Origin of the sequence: Thauera aromatica (assembly GCF_023093595.1) — a bacterium.
Lineage (GTDB): Bacteria > Pseudomonadota > Gammaproteobacteria > Burkholderiales > Rhodocyclaceae > Thauera > Thauera aromatica_A.
This window is the reverse complement of the sequence record NZ_JALLIK010000081.1, coordinates 18,008-40,112: the sequence shown is the minus strand read 5'-3', so window position 1 is coordinate 40,112 and position 22,105 is coordinate 18,008. Positions and strand designations below refer to the sequence as shown.

Annotated in this window: 22 protein-coding genes; 14 read left to right on the top strand and 8 right to left on the bottom strand. The window is 69.5% G+C overall.

Annotation, left to right across the window (positions count from 1 at the left end; all coding sequences use genetic code 11):
- Positions 1 to 187 precede the first annotated feature (187 nt).
- The 9 genes from MXC99_RS03445 (at position 188) to MXC99_RS03405 (ending at position 10,151) form a co-directional block, all read left to right on the top strand.
- Positions 188 to 742 (top strand): DUF3306 domain-containing protein, encoded by a 555-nt coding sequence (locus MXC99_RS03445; protein WP_247724200.1) that lies wholly within the window; start codon positions 188 to 190, stop codon positions 740 to 742.
- A 100-nt stretch (positions 743 to 842) separates the two neighbouring features.
- Positions 843 to 3,011 carry a 4Fe-4S binding protein gene (locus tag MXC99_RS03440; RefSeq protein WP_247724199.1) on the top strand — a complete coding sequence of 723 codons (2,169 nt, stop codon included), beginning with the start codon at positions 843 to 845 and terminating at the stop codon, positions 3,009 to 3,011.
- Positions 3,008 to 3,640, top strand: a complete 633-nt coding sequence (locus MXC99_RS03435; RefSeq protein WP_247724198.1) for a TorD/DmsD family molecular chaperone — start codon at positions 3,008 to 3,010, stop codon at positions 3,638 to 3,640. The genes MXC99_RS03440 and MXC99_RS03435 overlap by 4 nt, the downstream gene beginning before the upstream one ends.
- 131 nt (positions 3,641 to 3,771) lie before the next feature.
- The gene (locus MXC99_RS03430; protein WP_247724197.1) at positions 3,772 to 3,978 is read left to right on the top strand and encodes a hypothetical protein; all 207 of its coding nucleotides are present in this window, start codon (positions 3,772 to 3,774) and stop codon (positions 3,976 to 3,978) included.
- A 13-nt stretch (positions 3,979 to 3,991) separates the two neighbouring features.
- A complete protein-coding gene (locus tag MXC99_RS03425; protein ID WP_247724196.1) occupies positions 3,992 to 6,904 on the top strand; it encodes a formate dehydrogenase subunit alpha in 2,913 nt (970 codons plus the stop codon).
- A 16-nt stretch (positions 6,905 to 6,920) separates the two neighbouring features.
- A complete protein-coding gene (gene fdh3B / locus MXC99_RS03420; RefSeq protein WP_107219837.1) occupies positions 6,921 to 7,547 on the top strand; it encodes a formate dehydrogenase FDH3 subunit beta in 627 nt (208 codons plus the stop codon).
- Entirely contained in the window at positions 7,544 to 7,780 is a 237-nt protein-coding gene (locus tag MXC99_RS03415) for a hypothetical protein (RefSeq protein WP_247724195.1), read from the top strand. The genes fdh3B and MXC99_RS03415 overlap by 4 nt, the downstream gene beginning before the upstream one ends.
- 10 nt (positions 7,781 to 7,790) lie before the next feature.
- Positions 7,791 to 8,807: a formate dehydrogenase subunit gamma gene (locus MXC99_RS03410; protein WP_247724194.1), complete on the top strand. Its 1,017-nt coding sequence runs from the start codon at positions 7,791 to 7,793 to the stop codon at positions 8,805 to 8,807.
- A 174-nt stretch (positions 8,808 to 8,981) separates the two neighbouring features.
- Complete coding sequence (locus MXC99_RS03405) at positions 8,982 to 10,151, top strand: THUMP domain-containing class I SAM-dependent RNA methyltransferase (RefSeq protein ID WP_247724193.1); 1,170 nt, start codon at positions 8,982 to 8,984, stop codon at positions 10,149 to 10,151.
- Between the two features lie 32 nt (positions 10,152 to 10,183).
- Here the strand turns inward: MXC99_RS03405 and MXC99_RS03400 are convergent, their stop codons facing one another.
- Positions 10,184 to 11,317, bottom strand: a complete 1,134-nt coding sequence (locus MXC99_RS03400) for a PilT/PilU family type 4a pilus ATPase (protein WP_247724192.1) — start codon at positions 11,315 to 11,317, stop codon at positions 10,184 to 10,186.
- A 22-nt stretch (positions 11,318 to 11,339) separates the two neighbouring features.
- Positions 11,340 to 12,383 (bottom strand): type IV pilus twitching motility protein PilT, encoded by a 1,044-nt coding sequence (locus tag MXC99_RS03395; RefSeq protein ID WP_107219841.1) that lies wholly within the window; start codon positions 12,381 to 12,383, stop codon positions 11,340 to 11,342.
- Between the two features lie 114 nt (positions 12,384 to 12,497).
- Between MXC99_RS03395 and MXC99_RS03390 the strand changes: the two genes are divergently transcribed.
- From MXC99_RS03390 to MXC99_RS03380, 3 genes are read left to right on the top strand one after another with little or no spacing between them, the layout of a single operon-like run.
- Positions 12,498 to 13,205 carry a YggS family pyridoxal phosphate-dependent enzyme gene (locus MXC99_RS03390; RefSeq protein ID WP_247724191.1) on the top strand — a complete coding sequence of 236 codons (708 nt, stop codon included), beginning with the start codon at positions 12,498 to 12,500 and terminating at the stop codon, positions 13,203 to 13,205.
- A 46-nt stretch (positions 13,206 to 13,251) separates the two neighbouring features.
- Positions 13,252 to 14,076, top strand: a complete 825-nt coding sequence (gene proC, locus MXC99_RS03385) for a pyrroline-5-carboxylate reductase (RefSeq protein WP_247724190.1) — start codon at positions 13,252 to 13,254, stop codon at positions 14,074 to 14,076.
- 3 nt (positions 14,077 to 14,079) lie between these two features.
- A complete protein-coding gene (locus MXC99_RS03380; protein WP_247724189.1) occupies positions 14,080 to 14,661 on the top strand; it encodes a YggT family protein in 582 nt (193 codons plus the stop codon).
- Between the two features lie 6 nt (positions 14,662 to 14,667).
- Here MXC99_RS03380 and MXC99_RS03375 read toward each other — a convergent pair whose 3' ends face one another.
- From MXC99_RS03375 to MXC99_RS03350, 6 genes are all read right to left on the bottom strand, one after another.
- Positions 14,668 to 15,249 (bottom strand): Uma2 family endonuclease, encoded by a 582-nt coding sequence (locus MXC99_RS03375; protein WP_247724188.1) that lies wholly within the window; start codon positions 15,247 to 15,249, stop codon positions 14,668 to 14,670.
- Positions 15,250 to 15,312: 63 nt separating this feature from the next.
- Positions 15,313 to 16,590, bottom strand: coding sequence for a dihydroorotase (locus MXC99_RS03370; RefSeq protein WP_247724187.1), 1,278 nt, complete (start codon positions 16,588 to 16,590; stop codon positions 15,313 to 15,315).
- 32 nt (positions 16,591 to 16,622) lie between these two features.
- Positions 16,623 to 17,582: an aspartate carbamoyltransferase catalytic subunit gene (locus tag MXC99_RS03365; protein WP_247724186.1), complete on the bottom strand. Its 960-nt coding sequence runs from the start codon at positions 17,580 to 17,582 to the stop codon at positions 16,623 to 16,625.
- A gap of 16 nt (positions 17,583 to 17,598) precedes the next feature.
- Positions 17,599 to 18,105 (bottom strand): bifunctional pyr operon transcriptional regulator/uracil phosphoribosyltransferase PyrR, encoded by a 507-nt coding sequence (gene pyrR, locus MXC99_RS03360; RefSeq protein WP_247724185.1) that lies wholly within the window; start codon positions 18,103 to 18,105, stop codon positions 17,599 to 17,601.
- A complete protein-coding gene (ruvX, locus tag MXC99_RS03355) occupies positions 18,092 to 18,583 on the bottom strand; it encodes a Holliday junction resolvase RuvX (RefSeq protein WP_247724184.1) in 492 nt (163 codons plus the stop codon). The genes pyrR and ruvX overlap by 14 nt, the downstream gene beginning before the upstream one ends.
- Positions 18,576 to 19,142 (bottom strand): YqgE/AlgH family protein, encoded by a 567-nt coding sequence (locus MXC99_RS03350; RefSeq protein ID WP_247724183.1) that lies wholly within the window; start codon positions 19,140 to 19,142, stop codon positions 18,576 to 18,578. The genes ruvX and MXC99_RS03350 overlap by 8 nt, the downstream gene beginning before the upstream one ends.
- Positions 19,143 to 19,293: 151 nt before the next feature.
- On the opposite strand from MXC99_RS03350, the gene MXC99_RS03345 reads away from it, so the two are divergent.
- A complete protein-coding gene (locus MXC99_RS03345) occupies positions 19,294 to 20,766 on the top strand; it encodes a cryptochrome/photolyase family protein (RefSeq protein ID WP_247724182.1) in 1,473 nt (490 codons plus the stop codon).
- Between the two features lie 142 nt (positions 20,767 to 20,908).
- The gene (locus tag MXC99_RS03340; RefSeq protein ID WP_247724181.1) at positions 20,909 to 22,084 is read left to right on the top strand and encodes a MalY/PatB family protein; all 1,176 of its coding nucleotides are present in this window, start codon (positions 20,909 to 20,911) and stop codon (positions 22,082 to 22,084) included.
- Positions 22,085 to 22,105: the final 21 nt, after the last annotated feature.

Genomic DNA, 22,105 nt, shown 5'->3' with positions numbered 1-22,105 from the left:
CTTGGCCAAGCGAAGGAGGCCGGGCGAGTTGCCCACAGCCAAGCCCGGTGGATAACCCTGCCCCATCGCGACACCATGGCCTCTATGGTGAGGAGGGTAGTCCAGTGAGCGTGCTCGCACGGCCGCCCGAAGGGCAGCGCTCCCCTCTCCCGGAGAGGTGGCCGCGTGGCGACAGGAGGGCAATCCGGTGAGCGCGGACGGTTTCCTGTCGCGCTGGTCGCGGCGCAAGCTCGCCACGGCCGCGGCAACGGAGCGCTCCGAGATGCCGCCGCCGGCCGCACCCGGAGCGCCTGCGAGTGTTGCCGTCGCACCGTCTGCCGAGGTCGGTGCCGAAGCGAGCGCTGCTGGCCTCGCCCGCGAGGTGTCGGCAGGCAACTGCGCCGACAGCGCCTTGCCGCCGCTCGAGGAGCTGTCGCTGGCCTCCGATTTCAGCGTTTTCCTGAAGGAGGAGGTCGGTGAGGCGCTGCGCCGTAAGGCCCTGCACGCGCTTTTTTCCGACCCTCATTTCAACCGTATGGACGGGCTGGATATCTACATCGACGACTATTCGCAGCCCGATCCGATCGCCCCGGAAGCCATGGCCAGGCTCAGGCATGCGCGCGAGTGGCTGAGCGCCGCTGAGCCGCCCGCGGCCACGGTGCAGGAGGCGCCGGCGGCTGCCGCGCCGGCGCCTCCCGCGCTCGATGTTTCGGACGCTACTGAATCCGCTGCGGGCGGCAACGTGCCGCAGGCGAGCGGGTGAGATCCGGCAGGCGCAGGTCTGAAGGGGGTATTGCGCTTCTCGGTTTTTTTAGAGCCTGGCTTGCGTAATGCTTGAATCGATCAAACTTGTGGAATCGCCCATGCACGACGACCCTCCTGCCCCCTCCGTTTCCGATCCGGCTTCCGGCCGGAGCCCGAGCGCCGGTTCCGGCGCCGTCTCCGCTCCGGGGGTCCGCTTGTGCGACTGCAACCGCAGTTTCGCCATCGATGCCGGGCGCCTGGCCGCCACGGGGTCGGCGTTCACATGCCACCACGCCTTGTGCGGTGCCGAACTGGCGGTCGTGGATGCCGATCTCGCCGCCGGCCGCGAAGTCCTCGTTTCCTGTACCCAGGAGGCGGCATTGTTCGGGGAACTCGCCGAGGCCCAGGGGGCGGGCGAACGCATCCATTTTTTCAACCTGCGCGAGCACGCCGGCTGGTCGGCCGAGTCGGCGCAGGCCACGCCCAAGCTCGCCGCGCTGATCGCCGCCGTGGCCACCCTGCCCGAACCCGCGCCGGTGCCCGGCGTGCAGTTGCGCGCCGGGCGCCGCCTGCTGATCGTCGGCGAGGCGGGCGCGGCGCTGGGCTGGGCCGAGCGGCTAAAAGACAGTTTCGAGCCCGCGCTGCTGATCACCGGGCGGGCGGGGGACGTCGAACTGCCGGCGGTGAACGCGTATCCGCTGTGGTCGGGCCGGCCGCTGGCGCTGTCCGGCCATCTGGGCGCCTTTGAACTGAGCTGGGAGCAGCACAACCCGATCGACCTCGCCCTGTGCGTGCGCTGCAACGCCTGCGTCAGGGCCTGTCCGGAAGGGGCGATCGGCTTCGATCTGCAGGTCGAAGCCGACCGCTGCCGCGGCCACCGCGCCTGTGTAGCGGCCTGCGGCGAGATCGGCGCGATCGACTTCGCGCGCCGGGACGTGAGGCGCAGCGAGCGCTTCGACCTGGTGCTCGACCTCTGCGCCGAGCCCCTGCTCCGGCGCGTCGAACTGCCCGACGGTTATGCCGCGCCGGGGCGCGACCCCTTCGCCCAGGCGCTCGCGGTACAGGCCCTCGGCGAACTCGTGGGCGAGTTCGACAAGCCGCGCTACGTCGCTTTCGAGGCCGCCTTGTGCGCCCACGCTCGATCGCGCAAGACCGGGTGTACGAACTGCATCGATGTGTGCGCGACCGAGGCGATCCGCGCCGATGGCGATGTGATCGCGCTCGATCCCTATCTGTGCAAGGGCTGCGGCACCTGCACCACGGTCTGCCCTTCGGGGGCGCTCGGCTTCCAGTACCCGCCGGTGGCCGAATTCGGCCTGCGGGTGAAGACCCTGCTCGCGGAGTACGCGCGGGCCGGCGGCGAGGCGGCCTGCCTGCTGTTCTACGCGGCCACGGCGGGCGGTGCGCTGATCGACCGCCTCGCCCGCCGTGGTCGCGGCCTGCCGGCGCGGGTTATTCCGGTCGAGGTGTGGAGCGCGGACGCGGTCGGCCTCGACCTGATGCTCGGCAGTCTGGCGCTGGGCGCCTGCCAGGTGGCGGTGCTCGCCGCCGGCAGCCACGACACCGCGCCGCTGAAGGCGCAGGCCGGCCACGGCCAGGCCATCCTCAGCGCCCTCGGCTACGCCGGCGAGCACCTGCGCATCATCGACGCCGATGACATCGAGCACTGGCCGGTGCTCGAAGCCGCGCTGTGGGACTGGGCGCCGGCGGCCGGCGTCGGTTCGCCGGCGCGTTTCCGCCTGCTGCCGAAAAAGCGCGAGACGCTCGACCTGGCGCTGCGCCATCTCGTCGCGCAGGCTCCGGCGGCGGGTTCGGACGCCGGCTTGCCGACGGCGATCGCCCTCGGGGCCGGGGCGCCTTTCGGCCAGGTGTGCGCGACCGATGCCTGTACCTTGTGCATGGCCTGTACCGGCGCCTGTCCGGCAGGCGCGCTGCGTGCCGCGAGCGACGGCTTCCGCCTCGAATTCGTCGAGAAGAACTGCCTGCAGTGCGGGCTGTGCGTCGCGTCCTGTCCGGAGTCCGCGCTCGGCCTCGAGGCGCGCCTGCTGCTCGGCGACGAAGGCCGCCATGCGCGCACCCTGCGCGCGGCGGAGACGTTCCACTGCACGCGCTGCGGCAAGGCGATGGGCGCTGCGCCGCTGATCGAATCGATGGTCGCCCGCCTCTCCACCCACGCCCTGTTCGCGACCGAGGCCGAACGCGCCCGCCTGCGCATGTGCGGCGACTGCCGGGTGGTCGACATGATGCAGACGGGTTCCGCCGTCAATGCCTGGGATCTCACCGAATGAACGCCGCGACCGCGCTTCAGCCCCAGCCCGGCCTCTCCGCCGAGGACCGCGCCCGTGCCGAGCACTATGCCGTGCTCGCCCGTATTTTCCACGCCGCGCCCGATGCGGCATTGCTTGCCGGCCTGGCCCAGGCCGGACGCACGCTCGGCGCGGCCGACGGCGCGCTGCCGTCGGCCTGGTCGGCACTCGGCGGCGCCGCGCAGGCGATGTCGCCGCAGGCCGTCCGTGACGAGTTCGATGCGCTCTTCATCAGCGTCGGCAGGCCGCGGGTGATCGCCAACGGCTCCTGGTACCTGAGCGGCTTCCTGCAGGAAGCACCGCTCGCCGCGTTGCGCGCCGATCTCGCCGAACTGGGTCTGGCGCGGCGCCAGGGGGTGGCCGAAACCGAGGACCACGTCGCCGCGCTGGCCGAAGTCATGCGCCACCTGGTCGTCAGCGGGCCCGATGCGGCCGGGCTCGTCTGCCAGCGGCGGTTTTTCGGCCGTCATCTCGCCCCTTGGTACGCCCGTCTGGCGCAGGCGCTGGCGCAGGCGCCGGAAGCCGATTTTTACGCGAAGGCCGGCGGCCTGCTGCAGGCCTTCCTCGATGTCGAGCGCGCCGCGTTCGAGCTGCTGGAGGCGCCTGCCTAGTGGGTGGATGCGGGGTTGGGGTTGCTGCGGGTCGATGCGTTTGCGGGCAGTGCGCCGTGCCGGTGCGCTGCAGTGTCGATGCGGTCCGGAATGGCTTCGGCCATGCCTGTTTGTCGATGGGGAGAGCGAGGATGAAAGACGAGAAGCTGAAAGTGTCCCGGCGGAATTTCCTGATGGCGGCCGGTGCCGGCGGCGCCGCCGGTGCCGCGGCGCTGGCCGCTGCGGCGAGCCAGGCCGTGCCCGGGGGCGCGGCGGCGGTGGAGGTCGCACGCAGCACCGCGGGCGGACAGGGCGACAGCGCCCATCGGCGCAATTACTACCGCACGGCGCGGCTCTGAGGAGGACGCCAGCATGTTGACGAAGAAGACTGCGAGTGCGGCGCCGGGCGCCGCCCGCCGGCGGGGCGGGGCGGCTGTCGGCCACCTCGGCCGGACCCTGGACCGCCGTGCGTTCCTGAAGCATTCCGGACTGGGCGTCGGCGCCGGAGCGCTGGCCGTCCAGCTGCCGTACAGCCTGATCGGTGCGGCCGAAGCCGCGGCGCCGGCCGCGGCGCGCGGCAGCGGCGAGGCCGAGGTGAAGCGCACGGTATGCACCCACTGTTCGGTCGGCTGCGCGATCGACGCGGTGGTCGAGAACGGCGTCTGGGTAGGCCAGGAGCCGGTGTTCGACTCGCCGATCAACCTCGGCGCGCACTGCGCGAAGGGGGCGGCGATCCGCGAGCACGGCCACGGCGAACACCGTCTGAGATACCCGATGAAGCTGGTCGACGGCAAATATCAGCGGATCAGCTGGGAGCAGGCGATCACCGAAGTCGGCGACCGCCTGCTGAAGATCCGCGAGGAATCCGGCCCGGATGCGGTGTACTGGATCGGCTCCTCCAAGCACAACAACGAACAGTCGTATCTGCTGCGCAAGTTCGTCTCCTTCTGGGGGACCAACAATTGCGACCACCAGGCGCGCATCTGCCACTCCACCACGGTGGCGGGAGTGGCCAACACCTGGGGCTACGGGGCGATGACGAACTCGTACAACGACATGCAGAACGCGAAGGCGATGCTGTTCATCGGCTCCAACGCCGCCGAGGCCCACCCGGTGTCGATGATGCACATCCTGCACGCGAAGGAAAACGGCGCGAAGATGATCGTCGTCGACCCGCGCTTCACCCGCACCGCGGCCAAGGCCCACCAGTACATCCGCATCCGCTCGGGCACCGACGTGCCTTTCCTGTTCGGCCTGCTCTATCACATCTTCCAGAACGGCTGGGAGGACCGGAAATACATCGACGACCGCGTCTTCGGCATGGACAAGGTGCGCGAGGAGGTGCTGGCGAAATGGACGCCGGACCAGGTCGAGGAAGCCTGCGGCGTGCCCGAGGAGCAGATGCTGCTTGCGGCGCGGACGATGGCCGAGAACCGCCCGTCCACGATCGTCTGGTGCATGGGCCAGACCCAGCACTCGATCGGCAACGCGATGGTGCGCGCTTCCTGCATCGTCCAGCTTGCGCTCGGCAACATCGGCATCTCGGGCGGCGGGGCGAACATCTTCCGCGGCCACGACAACGTCCAGGGCGCGACCGACATCGGCCCCAACCCGGATTCGCTGCCCGGCTACTACGGCCTCGCCGCCGGGTCGTGGAAGCACTGGTGCGCCGTGTGGGGCGTGGACTACGAGTGGGTCAAGAGTCGCTACGTCTCGCAGGAGATGATGGAGAAATCCGGCATCACCGTGTCGCGCTGGATCGACGGCGTGCTCGAGGACAAGGCGCTGATCGACCAGCCCGCCGGCAACCTGCGCGCGGTGGTGTACTGGGGCCATGCGCCGAACTCGCAGAGCCGCGGCGCGGAAATGGTCGAGGCGATGAAGGCGCTCGACACCCTGGTGGTGATCGACCCCTATCCGTCGGCGACCGCCGGCATGGCGGCGATGGTACGCAAGGACGGCGTCTATCTGCTGCCGGCCTGTACCCAGTTCGAGACCGAGGGCTCGGCGACGGCGTCGAACCGCTCGCTGCAGTGGCGCGAGAAGGTGATCGAGCCGCTGTTCGAGTCCAGGCCCGACCACACCATCATGTATGCCTTCGCCAAGAAGTTCGGCTGGGCCGACGAGTTCGTCAAGAACATCAAGCTGGTCAAGGACGCCCAGGGCTGGGACGAGCCGGACATGGCCGATACCCTGCGCGAGATCAACCGCGGCACGTGGACGATCGGCTACACCGGGCAGTCGCCCGAGCGCCTGAAGCTGCACATGAAGAACATGCACACCTTCGACGTGAAGACGCTGCGCGCGGTCGGCGGTCCCTGCGACGGCGAGTATTTCGGCCTGCCCTGGCCGTGCTACGGCACCCCGGGGATGAAGCACCCGGGCACGCCCAACCTGTACGACACCTCCAAGCACGTGATGGAGGGCGGCGGCAACTTCCGCGCCAACTTCGGCGTCGAGAAGGACGGCGTGTCCCTGCTCGCCGGTGACGGCTCGGCGTCGAAGGGCGCCGAGATCCAGATGGGCTATCCCGAGTTCGACCACGTGCTGCTCAAGAAGCTGGGCTGGTGGGACGAACTGACCGACGCCGAAAAGGCTGCGGCCGAAGGCAAGAACTGGAAGACCGACGCCTCGGGCGGGATCATCCGCGTCGCGATGAAGAACCACGGCATGCACCCGTTCGGCAACGCGAAGGCGCGCGCGCTGGTGTGGAACTTCCCCGACCCGATCCCGCAGCACCGCGAGCCGATCTATTCGCCACGCCCCGACCTGGTGGCGAAGTACCCGACCCACGACGACAAGATGAAGTTCTGGCGCCTGCCGACGCTGTACAAGTCGATGCAGGAGAAACTCGCCGATATCTCCCGCGAATATCCGCTGGTGATGACCTCGGGGCGCCTCGTCGAGTACGAGGGTGGCGGTGAGGAGACGCGCTCCAATCCCTGGCTCGCCGAACTGCAGCAGGAGATGTTCGCCGAAGTGAACCCGAAGGACGCCAACGATGCCGGTTTCCGCAACGGCGACTACATCTGGGTCGAGTCGCCGACCAAGGCGAAGCTCAAGGTGCGCGCCCAGGTCACCCAGCGCGTGGCGCCGGGCACGGTGTTCCTGCCCTTCCATTTTTCCGGTTGGTGGCAGGGCAAGGACATGCTCGAGCACTACCCCGAGGGAGCGGCGCCGATCGTGCGCGGCGAGGCGGTCAACACCGCCACCACCTACGGCTACGACTCGGTGACGATGATGCAGGAGACCAAGACCACCCTGTGCCGCGTCACCAAAGCGTAAGGAAAGGGAGAACGAGATGGGACGGATGAAATTCCTGTGTGACGCCGAGCGCTGCATCGAATGCAACGGCTGCGTCACCGCATGCAAGAACGAGCACGAAGTGCCGTGGGGCGTGAACCGCCGCCGGGTGGTGACGATGAACGACGGCGTCCCCGGCGAGCGCTCGATCTCGGTCGCCTGCATGCACTGCACCGATGCGCCGTGCATGGCGGTGTGCCCGACCGACGTCTTCTACCGTACCGAGGAAGGCGTGGTGCTCCACGACAAGGACGGCTGCATCGGCTGCGGCTACTGCTTCTACGCCTGTCCGTTCGGTGCGCCGCAGTTCCCCAACGGCCCGGCGGCGTTCGGTGCGCGCGGCAAGATGGACAAGTGCACCTTCTGCGCCGGCGGCCCCGAGCAGACCGGCTCCCAGGCCGAGTACGAGAAGTACGGCTCGAACCGCCTGGCCGAAGGCAAGCTGCCGCTGTGCGCCGAAATGTGCTCGACCAAGGCGCTGCTCGCCGGCGACGCGGCAATGGTTGCCGACATCTTCCGCGAGCGTGTGCTGCGCCGCGGCGGCGGCGCCGAAGTGTGGGGCTGGGATGCCGCCTATGGCGGCGGCGAGCAAAAGCGTGAACGCAAGCGGGAGGGCCAGTCATGAGCGCGAGGACGACGAGGCGGCTGAACATCGCCGCGCTGGCGGCGGTGGCCGCCCTGGGGCTGGCGGCCTGTGGCGAGTCGCCGCAGGTCACCGTGTACGAGCAGGGCCGGTACCAAGGCAAGGCCGATACCCGGCCATGGGAAGGGCCGTCGTTCAACGGCGACCGCGATGCCTGGGAGAAGGCGCTGAAGAATCGCGGCCGCAACCAGTCCGAGTACAACCGCATCGAGTAAGGAGAGCGCCATGAGGAACTTCTTCATGCGGAGCCAGGGTGGAGGCGTGTTCGCCGTGCTGCTGCTCGTGCTGCTGTGGGCGGCGGCCCTGCCGTTGCAGGCGGCCGAGCCGCCGCCCGGCAGTTCGGCCGCCGAGCAGGCCGTGCGCCAGGTGGAGCGCCCGCTCAACAATGCGCCGGTGTGGCGGGCGGTGCGCTCGGGCGAAGTGCACGTCACCACGGTGCGTGGTCCCGAGACCGCGGTCCTGATCCAGAGCGAAGGCAATACCTGGCGTCAGCTGCGCAACGGCCCGATCACCCGCTACGGCGGCTGGCTGCTGATCCTGGTGCCGGCGGCGATCCTGCTGTTCTGGCTGGTGAGGGGGGCGATGAAGCTGCACGGGACGCCGAGCGGGCGGACCGTGAAGCGCTTTTCCGGCTTCGAGCGCTTCGTGCACTGGGGTACGGCGATCAGCTTCGTGCTGCTGGCGGTGACCGGGCTGGCGATCCTGTTCGGCAAGCACGTGCTGTTGCCGGTCCTGGGCCATGGCGCGCTGGGCGGGGTGCTGACCGCGGGCAAGCTGGTGCACAACTACGTCGGACCGCTGTTCGGCGTGTTCATCGTGCTGATGATCCTCACCTTCGTGCGCGACAACTTCTGGCAGGCGGTCGATGGGGTGTGGATCCGCCGCGCCGGCGGTCTGTTCGGCGGCGAACACGTGCCTTCGGGGCGCTTCAACTTCGGCGAGAAGACCTGGTTCTGGATCGGTGTCACCCTGCTCGGGCTGATCGTGGTGGTTTCCGGGCTGGTGATGGACTTTCCGAACTACGGCTGGGAGCGCAGCGACATGCAGACGGCGAACGTGGTCCATGCGGTCGCTGCGATCGTCCTGCTGGCGCTGTCCTTCGGTCACATCTACATGGGCACGGTCGGCATGGAGGGGGCCTACCGGGCGATGCGCACCGGCTTCGTCGACGAAACCTGGGCGAAGGAGCATCACGAACTCTGGTACCAGGAGGCCAAGAGCGGCAAGCCGGGCCGCTCCTGAGCGCGCTCCGGGCGCCTTGTTGCCCACCCCGGCCGTTCTTTCTCCCTCCCTCAGCCCGGGTGATTCGGCCCTGCACGGACCCGTTCCGGGCAGGGCCGCGTTTTTTGTGCGGCGCGAAAACGGTGCTCGCAGCGGGCGGTACAATACCCGTTCTTTTCTGGGGCGGAGCCGTCGATGGCCGAAACGTTTTTTTCTCCCTGCCCGCGCGGGCTCGAAACCCTGCTTGCGGAAGAGTTGGGCCGCTTCGGCGCAGGCAGGGTGCAGCCGCTGCACGGCGGCGTGAGCTGGGAGGGGGACTGGGCGGCCTGCCAGCGCGCGAATCTGGAAAGCCGGCTCGCCACCCGGGTGATGTGGCGGGTGGCGCAGGGGCGGTACCGCGCTGAGATCGATATCTACAAGCTCGCCTACAGCGTGACCTGGGCGAAGTGGTTCACCGCCGACGACACGATCCGCATCTACGTGACCGCGCAGAAATCCCCGCTGAAGAGCCTGGAGTTCATCACCCTGCGGGTCAAGGACGCGGTCTGCGACCATTTCCGCACCGTCGCCGGGCAGCGGCCGAGCGTCGATACCGCGAATCCGGCGGTGCGCATTCACCTGTTCCTGACCGCGGATACCGCCACCCTGTACATCGACACTTCCGGCGAGCCGCTGTACAAGCGCGGCTTCAAGCCGGCCGCGGTGGAGGCGCCGCTGAAGGAGAACCTCGCCGCCGGCATCCTGCGCCTGTCCGGGTGGTCGCCCGGCGAAACGCTGCTCGACCCGATGTGCGGCAGCGGCACCTTCCTCATCGAGGCCGCGATGATCGCGCTCGACATCGCTCCCGGCCTGGGGCGGCGGTTCGGCTTCGAGCGCTTCCGCCACCACGAACGCAGCACCTGGGCGGCGGTCCGGCGCGCGGCCGAAAGTCGCCGCCAGGCGCCGCGGGTGCTGCCGGTGTTCGGCTCGGACATCGTCGGCGAGTGGGTGCGGCGCAGCCGTGTCAACCTGGATGCGGCCGGGCTGGCCGACTGTGTCCGCCTCGATCGCGCCGATCTGCTCGAGCGCACCCCGCCCGCGGCCGAAGGCGTGATGGTCGCCAATCCGCCCTACGGCGTGCGTCTGGGCGAGGCCGAGGAGCTCGCCGCCTTCTATCCGCGGCTGGGCGATGCGCTCAAGCAGCGCTGGGGCGGCTGGCGCTGCTACTTCCTCACCGCCGACCCCGAACTGCCGAAGCGGATCGGGCTGAAAGCGACCCGGCGCACGCCGCTGTTCAACGGCGCGCTCGAGTGCCGGCTGTACGAGTACCGCATGGTTGCCGGCAGCAACCGGCGCAAGGGTGGCGACGAGGCGCCCGCGAGCTGACGGCAGCCCGCGGCGGCGACCGCCGGCCGGGCTCAGACGATGTCGAGGTTCTGGATGCCGCTGCTGACGTCGTGGTCGCCGTGCTTGCTGTGGAGCTTGATCTGCAGGCGCAGGTCGTTGACCGAGTCGGCGTTGCGCAGCGCGTCTTCGTAGCTGATCCGCCCGTCCTCGTAGAGCCCGAACAGGGCCTGGTCGAACGTCTGCATGCCCAGCTCGCGCGAGCGCTTCATGATTTCCTTGATCTCGGGAATGCTGCCCTTGAACACGAGGTCGGCGACCAGCGGCGAGTTGAGCAGGATCTCCACCGCCGGGACCCGGCCCTTGCGCTCCTTCAGCGGCAGCAGGCGCTGGGAGACGATCGCGCGCAGGTTCAGCGACAGGTCCATCAGCAGCTGCTGGCGGCGGTCTTCCGGGAAGAAGTTGATGATCCGGTCGATCGCCTGGTTGGCGCTGTTGGCGTGCAGCGTGGCCAGACACAGGTGGCCGGTCTCGGCGAAGGCGATGGCGTAGTCCATCGTCTCGCGGTCGCGGATCTCGCCCATCAGGATGACGTCGGGCGCCTGGCGTAGGGTGTTCTTCAGCGCCGCTTCCCAGGACTCGGTGTCGATACCGACTTCGCGCTGGGAGACGATGCAGTTCTTGTGCGTATGCACGAACTCGATCGGATCTTCCACCGTGATGATGTGGCCGTAGGTGTTCTCGTTGCGGAAATCGACCATCGAGGCGAGCGAAGTGGTCTTGCCGGTGCCGGTGCCGCCGACGAAGATCACCAGCCCGCGCTGGGCGAGGGCGATGTCGCGCAGCACCGGTGGCAGGCCGAGTTCGTCGAAACCGGGAATGCGCTGCGGGATCGTGCGCAACACCAGTCCGACCTTGCCCTGCTGGATGTAGGCGTTGGCACGGAAGCGGCCGATGCCGGCGGGCGAGATGCCGAAATTGCATTCCTTGTGCGTTTCGAATTCGGCCGCCTGGCGGTCGCTCATCACCGCGCGCGCCAGTTCGGCGGTGTGCTGGGGCTGCAGCAGCTGGTTCGATTGGGGCACGATGCGGCCGTCGATCTTGATCGCCGGCGGAAAGCCCGCAGTGATGAACAGGTCCGAGCCGTTCTTCTGCAGCATCAGCCGCAGCAGGTCGTGCATGAACTTGAGGGACTGGTCGCGTTCCATGGTCGAGTTCCTTCCTGGGCCGTCAGCCGGCGAAGTTGTCCTTGTTCTGCGCCTTCACCCGGGCCTCGGCCGCCGACACGATGTTGCGCCGGACAAGGTCGGCCAGGCACTGGTCCAGCGTCTGCATGCCGACGTTCTGGCCGGTCTGGATCGACGAATACATCTGGGCGATCTTGTTTTCGCGGATCAGGTTGCGGATCGCCGGAGTGCCGATCATGATCTCGTGCGCCGCGACCCGGCCGGCACCGTCCTTGGTCTTGAGCAGGGTCTGCGAGATCACCGCCCGCAACGATTCCGAAAGCATCGAGCGGACCATGTCCTTTTCGGCGGCGGGAAAGACGTCGACGATGCGGTCGATGGTCTTCGCCGCTGACGAAGTGTGCAGGGTGCCGAACACCAGGTGGCCGGTCTCGGCGGCGGTGAGGGCGAGGCGGATGGTCTCGAGGTCGCGCATCTCGCCCACCAGGACGACGTCGGGGTCTTCGCGCAACGCCGCGCGCAGGGCGTTGTTGAACGACATCGTGTCGCGGTGCACTTCGCGCTGGTTGATCAGGCAGCGCTTCGATTCATGGACGAATTCGATCGGATCCTCGACGGTGAGGATGTGGCCGTAGTTGTTTTCGTTCACGTAGTCGACCATCGCCGCGAGCGTGGTCGATTTGCCCGAGCCGGTCGGCCCGGTGACGAGCACGATGCCGCGCGGCTGGCTGGCGATGTCCTTGAAGATCTTCGGGCTGTTGAGCTCTTCGAGGGACAGCACTTTCGTCGGGATGGTGCGGAACACCGCGCCCGCGCCGCGATTCTGGTTGAAGGCATTGACGCGGAAGCGGGCGAGGTTGGGCACGGCGAAGGAGAAGTCGCACTCCCAGCTCTCCTCGAACTGCTTGCGCTGCGCGTCGTTCATGATGTCATACACCATGTCGTGCACTTCCTTGTGCTCCATCGGCGGCAGGTTGATGCGGCGCACGTCGCCATGGACGCGGATCATCGGCGGCAGGCCGGCCGAGAGGTGGAGGTCGGAGGCCTTGTTCTTGACGGCGAAGGCGAGCAGTTCGGTGATGTCCATGGCTTCGTGCGGATGGCTGCGGGCAGGAAAGGAGGCCGGGAAGGGGGCGGGAAAGGGGGCGACTGCGCAATGCTATACTTTTTGCGCGGTTTTCCTAACAAAAAGGCCATAAGCATGACAAGCATTGCGCAACGGCTGCAGGCCGTGCGGGCACGGCTGGCCGCCGCGGCGGCGGCGGCGGGCCGCGCGCCGGACGAAGTCGTCCTGCTGGCGGTGAGCAAGACCTGGCCCGCCGAGGCGGTGCGGGAGGCGGCCGCCGCCGGCCAGCGCGCCTTCGGCGAGAACTATGTGCAGGAAGGCGTCGCCAAGGTCGAGGCGCTGCGCGGCCTGGGCCTGGAGTGGCACTTCATCGGCCCGCTGCAGAGCAACAAGACGCGTGCGGTGGCCGGCGCCTTCGACTGGGTGCACAGCATCGACCGCCTGAAGATCGCCGAGCGCCTGTCGGCGCAGCGCGATGTCCATCGGCCGCCCCTCAACGTCTGCATCCAGGTTAATGTCAGCGGTGAAGCGAGCAAGAGCGGCGTGTCGCCGGACGAGCTGGATGCGCTCGCCCACACCGTCGCGGCGCTGCCACGGCTGCGCCTGCGCGGGCTGATGTGCATTCCCGAGCCGAGCGAGGATCCGGCGCTGCTGCGGGCACGCTTTGCGCTGCTGCGCGAGCGCCTGGTTCGCCTCGGTGGGCAAGGGCTGGCGCTCGACACCTTGTCGATGGGCATGTCCCACGACATCGAGCCCGCGGTCGCCGAAGGCGCGACCATCGTGCGCGTGGGCACGGCGATCTTCGGCGGGCGTCCCGCGCTCGCCGCTTCCGAATCTGCCTGAGCGTCCGCGGCAGCGGGGGCACGGCATTCCATCGACAAGGGCATTCATGAACATCACTTTCCTCGGCGGCGGCAACATGGCCTCCGCCCTCATCGGCGGCTTGCTCGAACGCGGCTTTGCCGCGGCCGGCATCCAGGTCATCGAGCTCGGGGCCGAAGGCCGCGAGCGCCTGACGGCGCGTTTCGGCGTGCGTGCGGTGGCCGCCGCCGACGCCACCGCGCTGGCCTGCGATGCGCTGGTGCTGGCGGTCAAGCCGCAGCAGATGAAGGCGGCGCTCGCCCCGCTCGCCGGCCGGCTGTCGAACCAGCTCGTGATCAGCATCGCCGCCGGCCTGCGCCTGGCCGACCTCGGGCGCTGGCTGGGGGTGCCGGGCGCGCCCTACATCCGGCTGGTGCGCTGCATGCCCAACACGCCGGCGCTGATCGGCGCCGGCGTCACCGGCCTGTACGCCGACCCCTCGGTGGATGCAGCCGGGCGTGCGGCCGCCGGGCGCATCCTCGCCGCGGTCGGCAGTACGGTGTGGACCGACGACGAGGAACAGATGGACGCGGTGACGGCGATCTCGGGCAGCGGCCCGGCCTACGTGTTCCATTTCATCGAGGCGCTGGAGGCGGCCGGGCGCGCGCTCGGTTTCGACGAGGCCGGCGCACGCCGGCTGGCGATCGACACCGTGCTCGGCGCGGCGCGACTGGCGGCAGGCTCCGAGGATGCGCCGGCGGTGCTGCGTGAGAACGTGACCTCGAAGGGGGGCACCACCGAGGCCGCCCTTGCCAGCCTGGCGGCGGCCGGCTGGCACGACGAGCTGGTCGCCGCAGTGCACGCTGCCGCGGCGCGCGGCCGGGCGCTGGGCGCCGAACTCGGCAGGGACTGAGCGATGCTGGCCAACATCCTTCTGCTGATCCTCGACGTCGCCGCCAGCTTCCTCACCCTGATGCTGCTGGCGCGCTTCTACATGCAGTGGCAGCGGATTTCCTTCCGCAACCAGCTCGGCCAGTTCGTCGTCACCACCACCGACTGGGTCGTGCGGCCGCTGCGCCGCTTCGTCCCCGGAGTGTTCGGCCTCGACCTGGCGAGCCTGCTGCCGGCCTGGCTGGTGCAGGTGCTGCTGGTGGCGTTCGAACTGAGCCTGCGCGGCGCGGCGTTCAGCGGCAATGCCGCTGCGGTCGCGGCCGGGCTCGCCGGGGTCGGCCTGATCGAGCTGCTGCGGATGATGGTGTATCTGCTGATCGCGGTCGTGCTCGGTTCGGCGGTGCTGTCCTGGGTCAGTCCGCATGCGCCGCTGGCGCCGGTGCTGCACGGCCTGGCCGAACCCTTCCTGCGCCCTTTCCGCCGGGTGATCCCGAGCATCGCCAACGTCGACCTGTCGCCGCTGGTGCTGCTGCTGGTGTTGCAGATCGTACTGATGGTGCTCGCCGGCGTGCGCGGCAGCTTCGCGCCGCTGCTGTTCGGCGCCTGAAGGCTTTCAGCCGACGTTCTGCAGCGCGCGCTCCCAGTCGATCACCACCTCGGGCAGGATGCCGACGGCGAGCGTCTCCTTCAGCTCGTAGATGTCGGGGGCGCCGAAGCCGCCGTCCTGCTGGCGGTAGACGGTGACGACGCGGTCGACCGGATGCACCAGCCAGTATTCGCGCACGCCGACGCGCTCGTACAACCGGCGCTTGACGATGAGGTCGTGGCCGGCCGTCGAGGGCGACAGGATCTCCACCACCCAGTCGGGCGCGCCGCGGCAGCCGCGCTCGTCGAGCTTGGCGCGGTCGCAGACGACGACGAGGTCGGGCTGGACCACGGTGTCGATGTCGCGGTCGGCCTCGTTGGCGCGCGGCAGGCGGACGTCGAAGGGGGCGATGAAGGGGCGGCAGGGTCGGCCTTCGAGGGCGTTGCGCGTCTGCGAGGCGAGCTCGAGCAGGAGTTCCTGATGCACCCGCAGCGGCGCCGGCGCCATCGCGTAGGCGATGCCGTCGATCAGTTCGTAGCGCACGTCTTCCGGCCACGCGAGGTAGTCGGCGTAGGTGTGGTGCTGCGTGTCACGAAGTGCCAGACCCATGAAGCGTCCTCCCGCGGTGCAAGACTCGATGCGTCCGAGTATAGCGTCCGCGGCCGGTGCTGCTCAGCCGCCGAACATCACCTGGCCTTCGACCAGTGTGTACTGCACCTTGCTGGGCAGCTCCAGCCCGAGGAAAGGCGTGTTCTTGCCCTGGCTGCGCAGGTGGTTGCGGGTGATGGTGACATGGGCGGCGGGGTCGAACACGCAAATGTCGGCGCGCGCGCCGACCGACAGGTGCCCGGCCTTGGTGATGCCGACGATCTTCGCCGCGTCCGAGGTGATGCGGGCCAGTCCGTCGAGCAGCGGCAGGCCGGCGTCCGCGGCCCACTTCAGGGTCAGCGGCAGCAGCAGCTCGAGGCCGGTGGCGCCGGGCTCGGATTCGGAGAACGGCGCCTGCTTGCCGTCGTCGTCCACCGGGGTGTGGTCCGAGCACAGCGCGTTGATGCGGCCTTCGGCCAGGCCGCGGGCGAGCGCCTCGCGGTCGCGCTGGCTGCGCAGCGGCGGTACGAGGTGGCAGTTGGCGTTGAAGTAGCCGATGTCCATGTCGGACAGGTGGACGTGGTTGATCGATACGTCGCAGCTCACGTCCATGCCGTCGGCGCGGGCCTGTTCGATCAGGGCGAGGCCGGCGGCCGACGACAGGCGGGTGATGTGCAGCCGCGCGCCGGTGATCCTGGCCAGTTCGAGGTAGGTGTACAGCGCCACCGTTTCGGCCGCGACCGGAATGCCGGCCAGGCCCAGGCGGCTGGCGACCTCGCCGTCGTGGGCGTTGCCGCCGCGCGACAGGAAGGGGGCGAGCGGCTGCAGCCAGACGCGGAAGCCGAACGTGGCGGCGTACTGCAGCGCGCGCATCAGCACCGAGGTGTCGATGATGGGGACGTTGGCCTGGCTGAACGCGACGCAGCCGGCCTCGACCAGTTCGGCCATCTCCGACAGGCGCTCGCCCTTCAGGCCCAGCGTCAACGCGCCGACCGGGTAGATGTGGGCACGGTTGAGCTTCTTCGCGCGGTAGGTGAGCATCTCGACCAGGCCGGGCTCGTCGAGCGCCGGGTCGGTGTCGGGCGGGATCGCCAGGCTGGTGACGCCGCCGGCCATCGCCGCTTCCATCTCGGATTCGAGCGTGGCGCGGTATTCGTAGCCGGGCTCGCGCAGGCGCGCGGCGAGGTCGATGAAGCCCGGAGCGACGACCAGACCGTCGGCGTCGATCGTGCGCTCGGCGGCGAAACCGTCGGGTGCGCGGCCGAGGGCGACGATCTTGCCGCCGGCGATATAGACGTTGTGCACCGTGTCGCTGCGGTTGGCCGGATCGATGACGCGGCCGTTGGAAATCAGGATGTTCATGGGTGAATCCTTGTGCCTGTGCGGTCCGGGGCTCAGTGGCTGCCGAGCATGCTCATGACGGCCATGCGCACGGCGATGCCGAAGGTGACCTGGGGCAGGATCACCGCCTGCGCGCCGTCGGCCACCGCGGAGTCGATCTCGACGCCGCGGTTCATCGGCCCGGGGTGCATCACGATGGCGTCGGGGCGGGCGAGCGCGAGCTTTTCCGCAGTGAGGCCCCAGACCTTGTAGTACTCCTGCGGCGTCGGCAGCAGCGCGCCGTTCATGCGTTCGTTCTGGAGGCGGAGCATCATCACCACGTCGACGTCCCTGAGCCCCGCGTGCATGTCGTGGAACACGCGCACGCCCATGCGCTCGACTTCGGTCGGGAGCAAGGTCTTGGGGCCGATCACGCGCACTTCGGGTACGCCGAGCGTGGTCAGCGCGGCGATCTGGCTGCGTGCCACGCGCGAGTGCAGCACGTCGCCGACGATCGCCACCGTCAGCTGGCTGAAGTCGCGCTTGAAGTGGCGGATGGTGTACATGTCGAGCAGGCCCTGGGTCGGGTGCGCGTGGCGTCCGTCGCCGGCGTTGACGACGTGGATGTGGTCGCGCCCGGTGGCCTGCAGGTGCTGCGCGATCAGCACCGGCGCGCCGCTGGCGGCGTGGCGCACGACGAACATGTCGGCCTGCATCGCACACAGGTTGTCGACGGTGTCGAGCAGGCTCTCGCCCTTGGCCGCCGAGCTGGTGTTGATGTTGAGGTTCACCACGTCGGCCGACAGGCGTTTGGCGGCGATCTCGAACGTGGTGCGGGTGCGCGTGGAGTTCTCGAAGAACAGGTTGAACACGCTCTTGCCGCGCAGCAGCGGCAGCTTCTTGACTTCGCGTTCGGCCACTTCGGTGAAGGGTGCGGCGGTGTCGAGGATGGCGGTGAGGATGTCGCGCGGCAGGCCGTCGAGGGTGAGCAGGTGCTGCAGTTCGCCGTGCTGGTTGAGCTGGGGGTTACGCATCGGGCGTGCCTCGGATTCAGCGTTGGGTCTGGGTCAGTTTGAGGGAGAGCCGGCCGTCGTCGTCGCGCTGCAGTTCGAGGGTCTGGTCGCGCGGCAGGGCTTCGGGCAGGGTGTAGGCGCAGTAGCGCGCGGCGATCGGCAGCTCACGGTTGCCGCGGTCGACCAGCACCGCCAGCTCGACCGCGGCCGGGCGGCCGAAGTCGAACAGTTCGTTGAGTGCGGCGCGGGTGGTGCGGCCGGTGTAGAGCACGTCGTCGACCAGGATCACCGGCGTGCCATCGACGTTGAACGGGATACCGGTGCGCTGGGGGCGGGCGTGCAGGCCCTTGCTGGCATAGTCGTCGCGGTAGAAGGAGACGTCGATCGCGCCCAGCGGCGGGCCGATGCCCAGCTCGCGGTGGAGGCGCTCGGCCAGCCACAGGCCGCCGGTATGGATGCCGACCAGCGCGGTCTCGGCGGTGAGGTGGGGGCGGATCTGTGCGGCGAGCTCCCGGCACAGGGCTTCGGCATCAAGGTCTGGCATGGCGGCGGGCGTCCAGGAAAGTTTGCAGGATCAGTCGTGCGGCGGCAGCGTCGAGCACTGCCTTGCGTTCGCGCCAGCGCCCGAGGCCGGCGGCGGCGAGCTCGCTGTCGGCGGCGACCGAACTCAGGCGTTCGTCCACCGTGAACACCGGCAGGCCGAAGCGGCCGTGCAGCTGGTTGGCGAAGCGCCGGCAGCGGGAGCTCAGTTCATGTCCGGTGCCGTCGAGATGAGCGGGAAGGCCGACGACCAGGGCGACGGGGCGCCATTCGGCCAGCAGCCGGGCGATGGCGGCGAAGCGGGCATCGCCCGACGGGTCGTGGATCGTGGTCAGTGCGCTGGCGAGCCCGGTCTCGAGCTCGCCGGTGGCGACGCCGATGCGGGCCAGGCCGAAGTCGAAACCGAGCACGGTGCCGCGCGCGGGCAGGGCGTCGGGGCGGGGCGGGGCGGAAAGGCTGGCGGCTGCGGCCGCATCACGCATGCCCGGCGACCTCGCTGAGGTTGGTGAAATCGACCCCCAGCTTCTGCATCGCGGCGGCCAGGCGCTCCTCGGGAGGCAGCCCGAAGAGGATCGCCAGGTCGGCCGGCACCGTCAGCCAGGCGTTGTCCATCAGCTCTTGCTCGAGCTGGCCGGCGGCCCAGCCGGCATAGCCGAGCGTGACCAGCACGTCCTTCGGCTCGCCGCCGGCGCCGATCGCCTGGAGCACGTCGCGGCTGCTGGTGAGGCCGACTTCGTCGGTGACTTTCAGCGTGGAATGCCATTCGCCGATCGGGCGATGCAGCACGAAACCGCGGTCGGTCTGTACCGGACCGCCGAAATACACCGGTTGGCCGGCGAAACCCGGGGCTTCCAGCGGCAGCTCGATGCGCTCGAACAGGGCGGCCAGGGTCATGTCGATCGGCCGGTTGACGATCAGGCCGAGGGCCCCCTGATCGTTGTGTTCGGCGATGTAGGTGAGCGTGCGCGTGAAATGAGGATCGGCCATGTTGGGCATGGCGATCAGGAAATGATGGGTGAAGTTGGCCGTCGGCGTATCCATGGCGGCGATTTTACGCCCATCGCCCGGCTTGTTGGGGATGAGCTGTACGATTCGGTGCGGGTGGTGGCAGGATAATGAGCGTGTCTGCCGGCCCGGGCGGAGCCCGAAGCTGCCGGCTCGCCCCTGAAGCTCATCCCGTTCGGTGTCCGCCATGCTTTCCGCCCTCGTCTGGTTTCGCCGCGATCTGCGCCATTTCGACCATGCCGCGCTCCACCATGCGTTGCAGCGGGCCGGGCGCGTGCATTGCGTGTTCGTGTTCGACAGCGGGATCCTCGACGCGCTGCCGTCGCGCCGGGATCGCCGGGTCGAGTTCATCCATGCCAGCGTGGTCGAGCTCGATCAGGCGCTGGACGCCCTGTCGCGCCGGGCCGGCGGCAGCGGCAGCGGGCTGTGGGTGCGCCACGGCCGTGCCGAGGAGGTCGTGCCGCGGCTCGCCGCCGCGCTCGGCGTCGATGCGGTCTTCGCCAACCGCGATTACGAACCGGCGGCGATCGAGCGCGACAGCCGGGTGGCGCAGCGTCTGGCGGAGCAGGGAATCGGCTTCGTCGACTTCAAGGACCAGGTCGTGTTCGAGCGCGACGAAGTGCTGACCCGGGACGGCAAGCCTTTCAGCGTGTTCACGCCGTACCGGAGTGCCTGGCTGAAGCGGCTCGGCGCCGATGCCGATGCGCTGCGCGCCCGGCGTACCGACGAGCGCGCCGGCCGGCTCGCGCCGAAAGCGCCGGGCGAGCGGATTCCCGCCCTCGTCGAGATCGGTTTCGAGCCGGCCGTCCTGTCCGAGCGGGCGCTGCCGGCGGGCATGCACGGCGGGCGGGCGCTGTTCGAGGACTTCGCCGCACGCCTCGACCGTTACCACCATGCACGCGACTTCCCGGCGCTGAAGGGGGGCAGCTACCTGTCGACCCACCTGCGCTTCGGGACGGTGTCGATCCGCGAGCTGGCCGCCTTCGCCCACGGTCACGACAGCGAGGGCGCGCGGGCCTGGCTGTCCGAACTGATCTGGCGCGACTTCTACCACATGATCCTGTGGCACCACCCGCAGGTCGTGGCGCGCTGCTTCCGGCCGGAATGCGAGCGGCTGCGCTGGGACGATGCGCCCGAGCTGCTGGCCGCCTGGTGCGAGGCGCGCACCGGCTATCCGATCGTCGATGCGGCGATGCGCCAGCTCGAGCAGAGCGGCTACATGCATAACCGCCTGCGCATGATCGCCGCATCCTTCCTGGTGAAGGATCTGGGCATCGACTGGCGCCTCGGCGAGCGTCATTTCGCCGCACGGCTCAACGACTACGACCTCGCCGCCAACAACGGCGGCTGGCAGTGGGCGGCGTCCACCGGCTGCGATGCGCAGCCCTGGTTCCGCATTTTCAACCCGGTGACGCAGTCGCAGCGCTTCGACCCGGAGGGGCGCTTCATCCGCCGCTACCTGCCCGAACTGGCGTCGGTGCCGGACCGCTTCCTGCATGCGCCGTGGACCCTGGACGCCGGGACGCAGCGTGCCGCCCGGGTCCGGATCGGGATCGACTACCCGGTACCGGTGGTCGACCATGCGCAGGCGCGACTGCGCACCCTGGCCCGCTTCGGAGTGTTGAAAGGCGGAGCCGGGGGCGGCTTCGCGGTAAAGTAGGCCCCTCGGGGGTACTGCCGTGCGACTGCGCAGCGTGCCTCGAGAGGCATTTCCCGGGCGCACGCCAGCGGTGCGGCGCGCGGCCTCTTTTCCGGTCTTCCCGTCTTTCTTCTTGCTCCCGCCCCGTCCCTGCGTGCATCCCATGTCCAAGCTTCCGTCCTCCGAACCGTCCTTCGACTTCGACCGCCTCATCGACCGCCGCAGCCAGCCGGGCGAGAAGTGGGGGCGTTATGCCGGCCGCGACGTGCTGCCGCTGTGGGTGGCGGACATGGATTTCGCCGCGCCGCCGGCCGTGGCCGCGGCCCTGCATGCGCGCATCGACCACGGCGTGTTCGGCTACACCGACCCCTGGCCGTCGCTCGAGGCCGCCGTGGTCGAGGGACTGTGGCGCGACCACCGCTGGGCGATCGAGGCCGACTGGCTGGTGTGGCTGCCGGGCGTGATCACCGGCTTCAACCTCGCCTGCGGCCTGGCCGGCGAAGCCGGGGACGGGGTGCTGACCGCGACCCCGGTCTATCCGCCCTTTCTCACCGCCCCCGGTCATGCCGGGCGCGTGCTCCAGCGCTGCGAACTGGTGCTGCGAGACGGGCGCTGGGAGTGGGACTGGGCGGGGCTGGAGGCGGCGCGGACCGCGCGTACCCGGCTGCTGTTGCTGTGCAGTCCGCACAACCCGGTGGGCCGGGTGTTCGACGACGGCGAGTTGCGGCGCCTGGCGCAGTTCGCCGAGCGCCACGATCTGCTGATCTGCGCGGACGAGATCCACTGCGGGCTGGTGCTCGAGGAGGGGCGCGTTCATCGCCCGATCGCCGCCCTCGACGAGGCGGTGGCGCGGCGCACGATCACCCTGATGGCGCCGTCCAAGACCTGGAACATCCCGGCCCTGTACTGCGCTTTCGCGGTGATTCCCGACGCCGCGCTGCGCCGCCGCTACCGTCATGCGATGCGCGGCATCGTGCCCCACGTCAACGTCCTCGGGATGGTTGCGGCGGAGGCGGCCTACCGCGATGGCGACGCCTGGCGGCGGGCCCTGCTCGACTACCTGCGCGACAACCGCGACCGTGTCCTCGCCGCCGTGGCGGCGATGCCGGGCCTGGAAATGGCCGTGCCCGAGGCCACCTACCTGGGCTGGATCGACTGCCGCGCGCTGATCGCCGCGCGCGGCATCGACGACCCGGCGGCCTTCTTCGAGGCTGCCGGCGTCGGCCTGTCGGACGGCGCCGCCTTCGGCGCGCCGGGCTTCGTGCGGATCAACTTCGGTTGTCCGCGCGCAACGCTGGACGAGGCCCTGGTGCGCATGGCGCGCGCGCTGCAGGGCTGAAGGCGCGCGCCCGGGGCGGGG

Excerpts from the sequence above, each read along its gene's own strand:
- MXC99_RS03440 (WP_247724199.1), top strand. The coding sequence starts at position 843 with ATGCACGACGACCCTCCTGCCCCCTCCGTTTCCGATCCGGCTTCCGGC.
- MXC99_RS03435 (WP_247724198.1), top strand. The coding sequence starts at position 3,008 with ATGAACGCCGCGACCGCGCTTCAGCCCCAGCCCGGCCTCTCCGCCGAG.
- MXC99_RS03430 (WP_247724197.1), top strand. The coding sequence starts at position 3,772 with ATGAAAGACGAGAAGCTGAAAGTGTCCCGGCGGAATTTCCTGATGGCG.
- MXC99_RS03425 (WP_247724196.1), top strand. The coding sequence starts at position 3,992 with ATGTTGACGAAGAAGACTGCGAGTGCGGCGCCGGGCGCCGCCCGCCGG.
- fdh3B (WP_107219837.1), top strand. The coding sequence starts at position 6,921 with ATGGGACGGATGAAATTCCTGTGTGACGCCGAGCGCTGCATCGAATGC.
- MXC99_RS03415 (WP_247724195.1), top strand. The coding sequence starts at position 7,544 with ATGAGCGCGAGGACGACGAGGCGGCTGAACATCGCCGCGCTGGCGGCG.
- MXC99_RS03410 (WP_247724194.1), top strand. The coding sequence starts at position 7,791 with ATGAGGAACTTCTTCATGCGGAGCCAGGGTGGAGGCGTGTTCGCCGTG.
- MXC99_RS03405 (WP_247724193.1), top strand. The coding sequence starts at position 8,982 with ATGGCCGAAACGTTTTTTTCTCCCTGCCCGCGCGGGCTCGAAACCCTG.
- MXC99_RS03400 (WP_247724192.1), bottom strand. The coding sequence starts at position 11,317 with ATGGAACGCGACCAGTCCCTCAAGTTCATGCACGACCTGCTGCGGCTG.
- MXC99_RS03395 (WP_107219841.1), bottom strand. The coding sequence starts at position 12,383 with ATGGACATCACCGAACTGCTCGCCTTCGCCGTCAAGAACAAGGCCTCC.
- MXC99_RS03390 (WP_247724191.1), top strand. The coding sequence starts at position 12,498 with ATGACAAGCATTGCGCAACGGCTGCAGGCCGTGCGGGCACGGCTGGCC.
- proC (WP_247724190.1), top strand. The coding sequence starts at position 13,252 with ATGAACATCACTTTCCTCGGCGGCGGCAACATGGCCTCCGCCCTCATC.
- MXC99_RS03380 (WP_247724189.1), top strand. The coding sequence starts at position 14,080 with ATGCTGGCCAACATCCTTCTGCTGATCCTCGACGTCGCCGCCAGCTTC.
- MXC99_RS03375 (WP_247724188.1), bottom strand. The coding sequence starts at position 15,249 with ATGGGTCTGGCACTTCGTGACACGCAGCACCACACCTACGCCGACTAC.
- MXC99_RS03370 (WP_247724187.1), bottom strand. The coding sequence starts at position 16,590 with ATGAACATCCTGATTTCCAACGGCCGCGTCATCGATCCGGCCAACCGC.
- MXC99_RS03365 (WP_247724186.1), bottom strand. The coding sequence starts at position 17,582 with ATGCGTAACCCCCAGCTCAACCAGCACGGCGAACTGCAGCACCTGCTC.
- pyrR (WP_247724185.1), bottom strand. The coding sequence starts at position 18,105 with ATGCCAGACCTTGATGCCGAAGCCCTGTGCCGGGAGCTCGCCGCACAG.
- ruvX (WP_247724184.1), bottom strand. The coding sequence starts at position 18,583 with ATGCGTGATGCGGCCGCAGCCGCCAGCCTTTCCGCCCCGCCCCGCCCC.
- MXC99_RS03350 (WP_247724183.1), bottom strand. The coding sequence starts at position 19,142 with ATGGATACGCCGACGGCCAACTTCACCCATCATTTCCTGATCGCCATG.
- MXC99_RS03345 (WP_247724182.1), top strand. The coding sequence starts at position 19,294 with ATGCTTTCCGCCCTCGTCTGGTTTCGCCGCGATCTGCGCCATTTCGAC.
- MXC99_RS03340 (WP_247724181.1), top strand. The coding sequence starts at position 20,909 with ATGTCCAAGCTTCCGTCCTCCGAACCGTCCTTCGACTTCGACCGCCTC.